Annotated in this window: 13 protein-coding genes; 6 read left to right on the forward strand and 7 right to left on the reverse strand. The window is 68.3% G+C overall.

Features of this window, described 5'->3' with window-relative positions; genetic code table 11:
- Positions 1–116: 116 nt before the first annotated feature.
- Positions 117–458, reverse strand: a complete 342-nt coding sequence (locus ACRDTB_RS20820) for a hypothetical protein (protein WP_431432669.1) — start codon at positions 456–458, stop codon at positions 117–119.
- Positions 455–1,003 (reverse strand): hypothetical protein, encoded by a 549-nt coding sequence (locus ACRDTB_RS20825; protein ID WP_431432670.1) that lies wholly within the window; start codon positions 1,001–1,003, stop codon positions 455–457. Before ACRDTB_RS20825 ends, ACRDTB_RS20820 begins: the two co-directional genes overlap by 4 nt.
- A gap of 254 nt (positions 1,004–1,257) precedes the next feature.
- Between ACRDTB_RS20825 and ACRDTB_RS20830 the strand changes: the two genes are divergently transcribed.
- The gene (locus ACRDTB_RS20830; protein ID WP_431432672.1) at positions 1,258–3,159 is read left to right on the forward strand and encodes a S9 family peptidase; all 1,902 of its coding nucleotides are present in this window, start codon (positions 1,258–1,260) and stop codon (positions 3,157–3,159) included.
- Between the two features lie 146 nt (positions 3,160–3,305).
- Here the strand turns inward: ACRDTB_RS20830 and ACRDTB_RS20835 are convergent, their stop codons facing one another.
- Together ACRDTB_RS20835 and ACRDTB_RS20840 are read right to left on the reverse strand one after the other, a co-directional pair.
- Entirely contained in the window at positions 3,306–3,476 is a 171-nt protein-coding gene (locus tag ACRDTB_RS20835; RefSeq protein ID WP_431432691.1) for a recombinase, read from the reverse strand.
- Entirely contained in the window at positions 3,410–4,102 is a 693-nt protein-coding gene (locus tag ACRDTB_RS20840) for a tyrosine-type recombinase/integrase (RefSeq protein ID WP_431432674.1), read from the reverse strand. The genes ACRDTB_RS20835 and ACRDTB_RS20840 overlap by 67 nt, the downstream gene beginning before the upstream one ends.
- 344 nt (positions 4,103–4,446) lie before the next feature.
- On the opposite strand from ACRDTB_RS20840, the gene ACRDTB_RS20845 reads away from it, so the two are divergent.
- On the forward strand, positions 4,447–4,863 hold the full coding sequence (locus ACRDTB_RS20845) for a hypothetical protein (RefSeq protein ID WP_431432676.1): 417 nt from the start codon (positions 4,447–4,449) through the stop codon (positions 4,861–4,863).
- Between the two features lie 185 nt (positions 4,864–5,048).
- Here ACRDTB_RS20845 and ACRDTB_RS20850 read toward each other — a convergent pair whose 3' ends face one another.
- Positions 5,049–5,417: a YciI family protein gene (locus ACRDTB_RS20850; protein WP_431432678.1), complete on the reverse strand. Its 369-nt coding sequence runs from the start codon at positions 5,415–5,417 to the stop codon at positions 5,049–5,051.
- 166 nt (positions 5,418–5,583) lie between these two features.
- Positions 5,584–8,571 (reverse strand): helix-turn-helix transcriptional regulator, encoded by a 2,988-nt coding sequence (locus tag ACRDTB_RS20855; RefSeq protein WP_431432679.1) that lies wholly within the window; start codon positions 8,569–8,571, stop codon positions 5,584–5,586.
- Between ACRDTB_RS20855 and ACRDTB_RS20860 the strand changes: the two genes are divergently transcribed.
- On the forward strand, positions 8,553–8,834 hold the full coding sequence (locus ACRDTB_RS20860; protein ID WP_431432693.1) for an NlpC/P60 family protein: 282 nt from the start codon (positions 8,553–8,555) through the stop codon (positions 8,832–8,834). The genes ACRDTB_RS20855 and ACRDTB_RS20860 overlap by 19 nt on opposite strands.
- A gap of 427 nt (positions 8,835–9,261) precedes the next feature.
- On the opposite strand, the gene ACRDTB_RS20865 is transcribed toward ACRDTB_RS20860, so the two are convergent.
- Positions 9,262–10,152, reverse strand: a complete 891-nt coding sequence (locus ACRDTB_RS20865) for a LysR family transcriptional regulator (protein WP_431432681.1) — start codon at positions 10,150–10,152, stop codon at positions 9,262–9,264.
- Positions 10,153–10,258: 106 nt separating this feature from the next.
- Between ACRDTB_RS20865 and ACRDTB_RS20870 the strand changes: the two genes are divergently transcribed.
- The 3 genes from ACRDTB_RS20870 (at position 10,259) to ACRDTB_RS20880 (ending at position 11,798) form a co-directional block, all read left to right on the forward strand.
- Positions 10,259–10,759 (forward strand): cysteine dioxygenase, encoded by a 501-nt coding sequence (locus ACRDTB_RS20870; RefSeq protein WP_431432683.1) that lies wholly within the window; start codon positions 10,259–10,261, stop codon positions 10,757–10,759.
- Between the two features lie 12 nt (positions 10,760–10,771).
- Positions 10,772–11,269: a pyridoxamine 5'-phosphate oxidase family protein gene (locus ACRDTB_RS20875; protein ID WP_431432685.1), complete on the forward strand. Its 498-nt coding sequence runs from the start codon at positions 10,772–10,774 to the stop codon at positions 11,267–11,269.
- A gap of 106 nt (positions 11,270–11,375) precedes the next feature.
- Complete coding sequence (locus tag ACRDTB_RS20880) at positions 11,376–11,798, forward strand: VOC family protein (RefSeq protein WP_431432695.1); 423 nt, start codon at positions 11,376–11,378, stop codon at positions 11,796–11,798.
- Positions 11,799–12,028: the final 230 nt, after the last annotated feature.

Genomic DNA, 12,028 nt, shown 5'->3' on the forward strand with positions numbered 1-12,028 from the left:
CCGTGGTGTGATCCGACAAAGGCTCGCCGACCTCGAGCAACTCGTGGCAAGCGCCTGGAGCTTTGCATGACCTCCGAACTGCGCGCGACCATGTCGATCGTCGGCAATCTCAGCCGCTAGATCACAGACGTCCCCGAGAGATGTCTCATGACAAGCATTGGGCCAGGTACAACCGGAGAGTCGACGCCGTGATCAGCCTCGCCGCCACCATGTTCACGATCGGAGCGGGTTCGGTCGGCACCGGCCGCCAGGGCGGCGAGCACGACGCGCGCGCCGGCCAGGTCGTGCAGCGTGTCTCGCAGCGCGAGGACAAGCCCAGCGGTGTAGGTGCCGGCGGTGACGGACAGGCCGAACCCGGCCGGCACCAACTCGAATGTCGAGGTGAGCAGGTTCGCCGCGGCCAGCGCGATCACGTAGGCGGCGGCGCACAGCCAGACCACGAGTCGGTGGGAGCTCATGCGACACGCTCCCCGGCGTCGGTACTGGTGTCAGTGCCGGTGACCCGCGCGCCGGAGCGACAGGACCAGGGCGAGCAGCCGTCCGGGTCGCCCTCCTCGTGCACTGCCGGCGCGGTGACGAGCCGCAGGTGCCGCGTGGCGGTGGCGGCGTCGGCGGCGGTGTTGGCGGTGGGTGGGTCGAGGTCGACGTGGTCCAGCGGTTGGCAGGAGCGGTGCAGGAAGTACTGCCCGCGCAATTCCTGTCCCTGCTTGGTCGCGTGCGGGTAGCCGTCGCGAATCGCTTTGTCGAACTCGACCGCCTTGGCCCACCCGTCGGGGTCGGTGTCACGGATCCAGCGCCAGCCCGCGTTGCCGTGGAACGGGCACCCGACACAGGCGGACTTCACGGTCTTCTCGAACCCGCGCTCGGCGAGGTACTCGACGCATCGGGCGCGGTCCCAGCCGAGTTCGATCAGCGGGAATACATTGCGCAGGTACTGGACGTCCGAGTCCTTCGCGCGGGTGAACTCATCGGTGCTGATCCCGATGGCCTGCTCGACATACACACCCCTCGGCACTCGCTTGGGTGCGGGTAGCCGAGCAGCTGGCGCGCCGCTTTCTTGAGTGGCGAAATCTTGTACTCGCTAGTACTTATCTGCACTACCGCTGGCCAGGCGCATCGGGGTGCTGCATCGTCGGCACGGCAACCGTCCGTACGGGTCGAGGGCAACGATCCGCCCAGGAACTCGCCGGACAACATCGTGTCAACCTGTGCTGACTCGATCGCGTGCTGCGCTGTTGATGTTGGCAGACTGATCACATGACAGGTCTGACCGCCGAGCTCGTGGTTGATGGTCGCGCACCGCAGACCCCGGCCCTTGCCCCGAACGGGCAACTGCTCTGCTACGTCCTCGCTCCCATCAGCCGGACCGGTGACCACCTCGACACCGAACTCTGGCTCGTCGACACCGACGGCGCCGCCGCGTCGCGCCGGGCGACCACCGACACCGCAGCGGAGTCTCGACCACGCTGGTCCGCGGACTCGGGCACGCTGTTCTTCCTGTCCGACCGCGCAGACCGCGGCACCTCGCAGGTGCACCGGCTCACCCTCGCCGACGGCGCGGCGACCGCGGTGACCAGCTGGCGTGCTGGCGTCATCGACCACCTGGCGCTCGCCGACCCCAACATGGTCACTCTGCTCGCCCAGGACGAACCCACCGAACAGGACACGCGCCGCGCCCAGGACCGCGACGACGCCATTGTCGTCGGCGAGCGCGAACCGCGCGCCCGGTTGCGCCTGCTCGACCTGCGCACCGGCCAGGTCACCACCCCGAGCGTGTTCGGCGACCGGCACGTCGTGGAACTGCGGCAACGTCCCGACGGCGGCCTGCTCGCCGTACTCACCCAGGCCAGCAGCGACAACGACTACGGACCCCGCACCGGCCACCTGCACCTGTTCAACCCCACGACCGGGGCCACGGTGGATCTCGGAGCGGTCGGGGCAGACGCACGATCTCTGGCCTGGTGGCCAGGCGAGGACGGCTGGCACCTCGGTTATATCGCTCTCACCCCACCGGTTCTGCAAGCAGGCACCGCCGTGTTCGACCTGACCGTGGACAGCCGCGTCCTGCGTAACCGGACTTCCGGCCTCCCGATGTGCCCCACCGAACTGCACCAGACCGATACCGCTCCGCTGGTTGTGTTCGCCGACGGCCTGAACACGACCCTGGCCCGACTCGACCCCACCGGCCCCACGACCTTGTCGCAGCACCCCGGACACCTCGACGACCTCACCATCACACCCACCGGCGAGAAAATCGCGGCACTGACCGGCACCCGATACCAGCCCGCGAACGTTCACGTCGGACCAGCGACCGGGCCACTGCGAAAGATCACCAACAGCCGCCCGGAACTGAACGGCATCGCTCTCGGGACCCAACAACCGCTGGCCTACCGTGCCGCCGACGGCCTCGACCTGGACGGCCTGCTCGTACTGCCGGTCGGAAAAACGGCGTCGGACGGCCCGTTCCCGCTCGTCACGATCGTGCACGGAGGCCCCTACGACCGTTACGCCGATCGTTTCCAGCTGTTCTGGTTCCCCAGCGCGCAGTGGCTGGCCACAGCTGGCTACGCGGTGTTCCTGCCCAACCCGCGCGGGGGCCAAGGCCACGGCCACCAGTTCGCCCTCAGCGTGGCTGGCAGGGTCGGACAGGAGGAGTGGACCGACATCCTGACCGGCATCGACCTGCTCATCACCGAGGGCGTCGCCGATCCGGATCGGCTGGGCATCGCCGGCGGGAGCCACGGCGGGTTCATGGCCGCCTGGGCCGTCGGGCAGACCGAGCGGTTCCGCGCCGCGCTTGTCAGCGCCGGTGTCACCGACTGGGGCATGCTCGCCGCGACCGGCGAGTACGGCCAGTTCGAGGCCGCGCTCGGCGGCAGCACCGGGTGGTCCGGCATCGGCCCACACCCGCATGACGCGGTCAGTCCGATCTCCTTCGCCAGCCGCATCCGCACCCCAGTGCTCATCCTGCACGGCGCCGAGGACACCAACGTCCCCCTCGGCCAGGCCGTGTACTTCCACCGGGCACTGCGCCACTTCGGCGCCGAGCACGAGTTCGTGATCTACCCCAGGGAGGGGCACTCGATCCGGGAACGCCGTCACCAACTCGACGTCCTGCGCCGGACCCGTGCGTGGTTCGACCGCTGGCTCCGGACCTGACCGAGGGCGCATGGCCCGGGTGTCGTTGCTTCCCATGGCGATGGCGGCGGGGACGGTCCAATTACTCGCGGGCAGGTCGCGCCGTGAGGCATGTTCGCTTGCCTGGTCTATGAATGTGACGTTGCCGTTGCTCAATGAGGTGCGGTTCATTGCCCGTTCGCCTCCTTGAACGTGGGGATGCCCAGGCTGATGGCCGGTCGACGGAGCTTTCGCTGGGTGTCGTCGCGCTTGGCTCGCAGGAAGGTGAGGGTCATGTCGATGCCTTCGATCTCGCCAGCCCAGTTCTCCGCCTCGGCGCGGTCGCGGCGGTCGAGCAGATCGGCTTCGAGTTCGTCGAGCCGTGCGAGCATCTTCGGGTTGACGTGCAGCATCGGACAGCGGATGCATGCTCGTGCTGGCAGGGCGTGCCGTAGGGACGTCCGCAGGAGCCGAGTTCGACCTTGCGTTTGTCGAAGTGCTCGTCGAACTCGGCCCATTCCTCGCTGGTGGCGTCGCGGTACTCCTCGACGGGGCGCAGCTCGCGCCGCTGGTCGAGGAAGGCGACGTAGTGGCGGACGATGTCTTCGTCAAAGACGGCGACGTAACCGCGGGTCGTCTGGATGTTGAGGTGGCCGAGCAGGGCTGCTCCGATGTGGATGGGCAGGCCGCTGTTGACCAGCTCGGTGGCGAAGATCCTGCGGAAGTCGTGTGGTGTGAAGCGGGTGGTGCGGAAGCCGGGATGCTGCTCGGCGAGCTCGTGACAGCGCCGTTTGACCATGTTCAGGACGGTGCCGCCGGCGATGACGCGGTTGGTGGACCCGATGCGGCGTTGGAACAGAAACGGCAGTTGTGGGCTCCAGACCTTGTCGTGCGGGTCGAACCGGCTCAGCAGTGGGATGCTGCGGCCGTCCTGGGTGTGGCGGCGGATGACCGAGGCGATGACGTGGAACAGCTCGGCGCTCAACGGATATGACTCGCTCCCGGTCCGTTTTGGACGGTGCTATCACCAGAAGCGCGATCACTTCTCCGTTCGGACGCTGGTATTGGCGGATGCTGAGGTGGGTCAGTTCGCAGAGTTCCTCGATACGGACGCCGGAGTGGCGCAGCGTTTCAACGCAGGCCCAGTCCCAGAACGCGGCTTCCTCGTCGGTCTCGATGTGGATCAGCACGCCAGTGGCTTCGTCGAGCACCCGGACCGGGCTCTGACCACCGGACCGGCGCCGCTGGTGGAGGTCGCTCTTGGTGATCACCCGCTGGTAGGAGCGCCCGTCGAGCAGGAACGTCTCGGCCTGGTTGAGCCTGTCGGGCGTGTTCGAGGAGGGTGCGTGCCTTGTCATAGCGTTCCTCGACGTGCTGAACCAGGATCGGCAGCAGGGGTTGACGCTGACGGGTGCGGTCGGCGGTGTGTTCGTTGATCCGGCGTCGTCGCTTGCCCAAGCCGCGGATCTCGCTCGGTGGCACCGGGCAGGGCGCGACCCACTGCGCCCAGCGTTCGGGCTCGTCGTTGGCCCAGGTGTGCAGGTCATAACAGAAGCTGCGGACGCAGATCACGATGCCGTCGACACCGGCACGGGGTTTGCCGTCGTCGCGGGTGCTGATCATGTGCCGCCAGGTCGCGTAGACCTCCGGGTCGATGTGCAGGTCGGCCTGGTCGGGTTGATCCGTTCGATCTTTTCCCAGAAGTGGTGGGCGACCTCCAGGACCATGTGCGAGATGGAGGCGTAGTCGGTGTCCGCGGTGCGGCGGGCGAAGTAGTCCCGCCAACACCCAGATCATCGGCCGCGGCGCTGACCTACATCTCATCACCGACAACACCTGGTACCGGCTCAACCTCGACGACACCACCGGCAACCAGTAGCGGAACGCGGAGGCGCAACCAACCACGGCACGGCCCTCTGCCGGCCGGACCGTCAGGCAGCGGGTTCGTCCTGGAGAGCACGTACCTCGATCCTGCTTCGCAGCGCGCGCGAGGCCTGCTTGGTCCATTCGATCGCGACGTCGTCGTTTTCGGCCTCGATGATCCAGAAGCCACCGAGGTACTCCTTGGCCTCGACGAACGGGCCCGGTGTGAGTACGGGGCTGTCTCCGGTGTAGTCCACCGTGGTCGCGCTTGACGGCGGGTGCAGGCCTCCGGCGGACACGAACGCGCCTGCTTCCTGAACGGCGGTGTTGAACGCACCGACCGCGGCCATTATCTCCTGCAGCTCCGCGGGGTCCATGCTCTCCATCGTCGGCTCCTCGGCGGAGTCGTGAGGGAGGCTCAGGAAGTATTTCGTCATGGTCGTCTCCTCGTCGTTGGCGTTGCTCTCGATGGTCGTTTCTGACAATTCGAGCGTTGCGGCCGACGGCCGCTGTCTGGATGCTGGAAAACGCTAGGCGGGGCTCCCCGGTGACGCATCGGTCATCGTGACCGGTGTCCGGGAAACCGATGACTGGCGTCGGCCGCTAGACGAGGTGGGCCAGCTCGGTGCGACCGGTGACGCCGAGTTTCGGATACGCCTTGTAGAGGTGGTGGCCGACGGTCCGTGGGCTGAGGAAGAGCTGTGCGGCAATCTCCTTGTTGGTGTGACCGTCGGCGGCCAGCCGTACGACCTGCAGCTCCTGCGGGGTCAACAGGGTGAGCGGGCCGCTGCGCTGAGGCTCATCGCCCCGCTCGCCGAAGGCGGCCAGCTCGCCGCGCGCACGCTCGGCCCAGAGCTCCGCGCCGAGGCGCTCGAACGCGGACACTGCCGCCGCGAGATGGCCGCGGGCCTCGGTACGGCGGCGTCGGCGGCGCAGCCACTCGCCGTAGACCAGCTGGGTACGGGCGCGCTCATAGGGGCCGCCGTGCCGCTCGTGGAGCCGCAGCGCCTCGGCGTACAGCGCATCGGCGTCGCCGTCGTCGGCCAGCAAGGCCCGGCAGCGCAGTACGAGCCCGGTGGCGACCGGGCGGTCGACGTGCTGAGCCCAGTGCCGGAACGCCGCCAGTGGTCCGTGGGCGCGATCCGGCTTGCCGCTGCGCACAGCTGCTTCCACCAGATCCGGCACCGCCCGGACCAGGAGGTCGCGGCTTGCAGGTCCCCGGGACACTCGCTCGAGCCGGTCGAATGCTTCCCCGAACCGCCGGGCGGAAAGGTCGAGCATCCCGAGACCCCAGGCCGCGATCTCGGCATTGACCCGGTGCCGGGCTCGGGCTCGCGGGAGCACCTCCTCGGCAAGAGCTCGGCTGCGTGCCTCGTCACCCGACACGGCGTGTAACCACACCTCCACCGACCGGTGTGCCAGGCTCTCGGTCGTGTTCCCGAGTTCGTCGCTCACGGATGCGCCTTCCGCCACACACGCGCGGGCGTCCGCGAACTCGCCGCGGAACAGCCGCGCCACGGCGAGCACGTTCAGGGTGTACGGGACCCACCCCAACGCCCCGGTAGCCCGCACCTCGGCCAGCATGTCCTCGGTCCCGGCGATGACGCGGTCGTCGTCGGCGATCATGAGCCCGCCGAACCCGGCCGTGATGCGATGCATCAGGTAGTGCCCGCCGCGTGTGGCGGTGTGGAGATCGCGCATCGGGCCGACGGCCAGCTCCGGGCGTCCGGCGAAGAGCTCCGCCCACCCGAGAAGGGCGGCGACAACGGGTGCCCAGTGCTCCGGCGGGGTGAACCCGCGCATCAGATCCGCCGCACGCCCCAGGAGGTCGTGCGCCGCTCCGTGCCGGGCGGCGTGCGCAGCCTCGAAGAGCGTGAGCGCGGCGCGCTCCGGATCGGTGTCGCGCACCAACGCGGCGGCCTCGATCGTCAGCTCCGCATCGGCCCGCGGCGAGGTGCGTTCGTACTCCACGGCGCCACGGGTATAGATGGCGTCGGCCCGGATGCCGGGGTCGGTGGTGAGCGAGAGCGCTTCGGCCGCCAGCCGGGCGGCGCGGTCGGCCTTGCCAGCATCGAACGCGGCCTGGCTGGCCCGGGCGATACGCCGGGCCTTCAGCTCCCGGTCGGCACTGAGTCGACCGGCGCGTTCGTAGGCAGCGGACACCGCCATCGCGCCGCCTCGGTGCCAGGCCCGCTCCGCCGCGCCTTCGAGTTCGGCGGCCACCGCCTCGTCGGGTGTGGTGGTGGCAGCAGCGAGGTGCCAGGCCCGGCGGTCGGCATCGGCGTCCGCGCGCAGCGCCTCGGCGTACGCGCGATGTACCTCGATCCGCCGGTGCAGCGGCGCGTCCTGGTAGGCGGCTGCCCGTACCAGGGGATGGCGGAACGTTATCTGGCTGTCGATCCGGACCAGCCGGTCGCGTTCGGCGGGCGCCAGGTCGCCGGGGGTGCCACCGAGGGATTCGATCACGTGCAGGATGGTCGCAAGAGGCGCCGCCGTGTCGGCTGCCGCCACCAGAAGCGCGCGTTGGGTGGGGTCGGGAAGCTCCACGATCTGGTGGCGGAATTCCTCCTGCACGCGGCGGGTCACCGGCAGGGGGCCGACCTGCTCGGCCGGGTCGGACTCGTCGACATCGCGTGCCGCGAGCCGCGACGACCCGAGCTCGATGATCGCCAGGGGATTGCCACCGGACTCTGCGAGGACCCGGGTCCGCACCGGTTCGATGAGTTCCGGTGCGTGGTCGTCGAGCAGTCGGGCGGCATCGGGCGCGGCGAGGCCGGACAGATCCACGACCTCGACGCCTGCGATTTCGAACGGCATCGACGTCTCGCGCACCGCAAACAGCATCGCGATCGGGTCGGCCACGAAGCGGCGGGCCGCGAACAACAGCGCCTCCACGGAACCCTGGTCGAGCCATTGCAGGTCATCGACCACGCACAGCAGCGGGGCATCCTCGGCCAGATCGGCGAGCAACGACAGGGTGCCGGCGGAGATCAGGAACCGGTTGGCTTCGTCTCCCTCGGCCAGGCCGAAAGCGCAACGTAGTGCCGTGGCCTGGGGAGTGGGGAGGGCGTCCAACCGATCCAAGTGTGGAAACAAGAGTTGGTGTAGGCCGCCGTACGCCAGCTCGGAGTCGGACTCGACCCCTGCCCCGCGGACCACGTGCATGCTGCCCTCGGCTTCGGCGATCGACACAGCGTGGTCGAGAAGGACCGATTTCCCGATGCCCGCTGCGCCCCGCAGCCCCAGCGCGCCGCTGCGTTCGTCGCGCGCATTTGTCAGCAGGCGTTGAATCCGCGCTTGCTCGACGTCCCTTCCCACCAGCGACATGCGGGCACCGTAGTCCGCGGTTGCGAACTCGGTCACTGCGCCAGGTCCAGGTTGAACCCGGCAACCTACAACCACGCCGACTGGTACGTCGACAAAGTGCTCACCCAAGCCACCCTCTACGGCGGCACCCTGACCGGCGGCGGCCCGGCCAGCCAAGCCGCACTGGCCGCGGTGGCATTCGCACAAGCCCAACTCGGCAAACCCTATGTCTGGGGCGGCGACGGCGACGCCGAAGGCGGATTCGACTGCAGCGGTCTCACCCACGCCGCTACCACGCAGCCGGCCTCACCCTCCCGCGCACCGCGCAAACCCAACACGACGCCGGTCCGCTGCTCCCACCCGGCACACCACTACTGCCAGGCGACTTGGTGTTCTTCGGCACCAGCCCAAACACGATCACTCACGTCGGCATCGCAATCTCCAGCACGCACATGATCAACGCCCCCTACACCGGCGCCGTCATCCGCATCGATCCCATCGGGCGTTACCTAGCCGCAACAAGGCCGTCGCAAGGGGCGGCAACATGAGATCGATGTAGCTTCCGCAGCAAGATGAGCATTCTCGTATGGATTTGAGCACCGGATGAGCATTTGCTCACGTTCGACGTCGTACCCGCACCGCCGACGGAGCAGTACTTGTTTGCCGTCGATCGCGCATCCGCCGAACGTGCTGACATGCCGATGTGAGTGTGTGACTTTGTGCTTGTCTTGGCGTGCTGCGTCAACGCCGGCTGGATCCCGGTCTGGGCACGCCTCTGCCTGTCAATCCGCTTGAGACAGACAGGCTGCGGGTGCCAGCTGGCGTCCCGTCCTGGTCAGGTTGACGGTTGGTCGACTCACTGAGCTGGGACTCGCCTGTGTCGATCTGGACGGCTCGGTCAGCGGACGTCGGGGATGGCTTTGTGGATTCGGTGGATCTTCTGTCGCCTCCTTGGTGCTCGTCGAGTGCGGGACCCTACGTGGGTGGGGTCGGCTCGCCTGGTCGGGTCTGCTGGACGGCGTGGCGCAGTGCGGTGATGAAGGCGGTGGTCGCGGGCGGATCCGGCGGGTCGCCATAGGTGGCCAGGTAGACGTGCCGCCGGAAGTCGCGTAGGACGCTGGCCTCGATTCTGGGCGCGTGGTGGGTGCGTAGTGCCAGCCCCGGCATGGTGGTCACGCCCATGCCCGCGGCGACCAGTGCCTGCTGGACGATGATGTCGTCGCTGGTGTATGCGATGGGCGGGACGAAGCCCGCCTTGTCGCAGGCCTCGAGGAACTCGCGGCGGCAGTTCTCGCAGCCCGCGATCCAGGCGGAGTCGCGGTTGCCTGCCAGTGTCTGGCCGGGTTCGAGGCTGAGCAGGTACATCGGGTCGTCGAACAGGTGGGTGGCGCGGATGTCGTCCGGGGTCGTGTCGTCGTAGCGGAAGACGACCGCGACGTCGACCTGCCCGGCCCGCAGCAGATCGAGTGCCACGCGCGGGTGGGCCTCGATCAGGTGCAGTTCGATGCCGGGGTGCTCGCGGCGCAGGGTGCCCGCGGCGTGCGGCATCAGCGCGGCGAGCACCGACTGGAAGCCGGCGATCCGGACGCGGCCGGTGCGCAGGCCCACCATCGCGGACAGTTCCGCGGCGGCGGTGTCGACCCGGCCGACGATCTCGGTGGCGCGGCGGGCCAGGTGTTCGCCCTCCGGGGTGAGCCGGATGCCCCGGCCGACCCGCTGGACGAGCTTGGCGCCGGTCTCGGCCTCCAGTCTGGCCAGATGATGGCTGACGGCGGGCTGGGAGTAGTTCAGGTGCTTGGCGGCCTTGGTGACCGAGCCGTGCGCGGCGATCGCCGCGAGAACCCGTAATCGCAGGATATCCAGCATGCATAAAGGATACGCATGAGTTAGCCGGGGTATTGTCATTAGACGAATGAGTCGGCGCGCGGGACGCTGAGCGGGACAAACCCGCTCAGCGAAGGAGGACGCGGCCATGACCCGCTCACTGGCGACGCTCACAGATCTCGTCGCGGCCGTGCGCCAGGCGATCGACGTACGGACCGGCTGGACGGACACCGCGGAACTGGTCGCCGATCAGCTCCGTGCGCACCTGCCCGGCCCCGGGATCCTGACGTCCGATCAGCGTCTCGGCCGGCCCGACCGGGTCGCGGGCCACCTGCTGCACGCCGAGCCCGACGGCAGGTTCTCCATCCTCGGCCTGGTCTGGCGCCCCGGGCAGACCACCCGGATCCACGACCACATCACCTGGTGCGTCGTGGGCGTGCTGTCGGGCATCGAGCACGAGGAACTGTTCGACGAAGCGCTCAACCCCATTGGCACGCGGGACAACCCTCCCGGCGAGGTCAGCGGTTTCGCGCCGCCCGGCGACATCCACCGCATCCGCAACGTCGGCGACGAGATCGCCATCAGCCTGCACATCTACGGCACCGACATCACCCGCGTCGGGTCCAGCGCCCGCCGCTACTACAACTGAGGAGCTCGAACCATGGACCAGCACGCCATCGACGAGGTACTGAACCGCCCACTCAGCCAGGAACTGCTGGCCCGTGACCTGGCCAGGCTGGCCTTCACCGCACTGGACGGCACCCCGCGCTCGATCCCGATCGGAATCGTCTGGAACGGCACGGAAATCGTCATGTGCACCGCGACGAACGCGCGGAGAATCCCGGCGTTGCGCCGCAGTCCCGCGGTCGCGCTGACGATCGACACCGAGTCGCACCCACCGAAGGTCCTGCTCATCCGCGGCCGGGCGGAGCTGGATGTCGTCGACGGCATCCCGGACGAGTACTTCCAGTGGAACGGCACCTACCAGATGACGCCCGAGCAACGGGCCGAGTGGGAGGCCGGCGTGCGGTCGCTCTACGACGGCATGGTCCGGGTCGTGGTGAAGCCGACCTGGGCCAAACTGATCGACTTCGAGACCACCCTGCCCACTGCCATCGAAGAACTCATGCAGCAACAGAAGGAACGCCAGCGCGCCTGAACACGCACACGCGCCGCCGAATGGGAAGCGCTTGCCCCGAAAGGAGATCATCATGAACGACACCAACCAGCCGGGCCCCCACCCTGGGCGCGGGACGATCCAGCGGATGGACAACATCGCCATCGTCGTCGACGACCTCGCGGCTGCCAAGACGTTCTTCGCCGAACTCGGACTGGAACTGGAAGGCGAGGCGACAGTCGAGGGCAGCACGGTGGATCGCCTCGTCGGGCTCGAGGGAGTCCGATCGGACATCGCGATGATGCGCACCCCAGATGGCCACGGACGGATCGAGCTGACCAAGTACCACACGCCGTCGAGCCGAGACAGTGACCCGCGCGCTCCGGCGAACACGCTGGGCGCACATCGCATCATGTTCGCCGTCGACGACATCGACGACATCCTCGACCGCATGCGGCCACACGGAGCCGAACTCATCGGCGAGCTGGTGCGGTACGAGAACAGCTACCGGCTCTGCTACCTCCGCGGCCCCGCAGGCATCATCGTCGCGCTGGCCGAGCAGACCAAATGACCGGCCGGTGAACGACCCAGCGCCGGAACGGAGCCATCTCCAGCATCAGGGCAACCCCTCAGCGTCCCTGACACCAACCACCCAAAGACGCTCAACCCTACCGACCACAGACGGGGCGTTGTCTCGCTACGTGTTGTCATTCATCAGAAAACGCGCGATTAGCAGCAATAGCGGTCGTTCGACGGCAAGCCGATCTGGTCACGCGGACGGACAGCATCGTTGAGCGGTGA

It is taken from the genome of Actinophytocola sp. (assembly GCF_050699935.1).
Lineage (GTDB): Bacteria > Actinomycetota > Actinomycetes > Mycobacteriales > Pseudonocardiaceae > Actinophytocola.

Coding starts and splice junctions, on each gene's coding strand:
- ACRDTB_RS20875 (WP_431432685.1), top strand. CDS start 10,772: ATGGACCAGCACGCCATCGACGAGGTACTGAACCGCCCACTCAGCCAG.
- ACRDTB_RS20865 (WP_431432681.1), bottom strand. CDS start 10,152: ATGCTGGATATCCTGCGATTACGGGTTCTCGCGGCGATCGCCGCGCAC.
- ACRDTB_RS20870 (WP_431432683.1), top strand. CDS start 10,259: ATGACCCGCTCACTGGCGACGCTCACAGATCTCGTCGCGGCCGTGCGC.
- ACRDTB_RS20880 (WP_431432695.1), top strand. CDS start 11,376: ATGGACAACATCGCCATCGTCGTCGACGACCTCGCGGCTGCCAAGACG.
- ACRDTB_RS20820 (WP_431432669.1), bottom strand. CDS start 458: ATGAGCTCCCACCGACTCGTGGTCTGGCTGTGCGCCGCCGCCTACGTG.
- ACRDTB_RS20830 (WP_431432672.1), top strand. CDS start 1,258: ATGACAGGTCTGACCGCCGAGCTCGTGGTTGATGGTCGCGCACCGCAG.
- ACRDTB_RS20850 (WP_431432678.1), bottom strand. CDS start 5,417: ATGACGAAATACTTCCTGAGCCTCCCTCACGACTCCGCCGAGGAGCCG.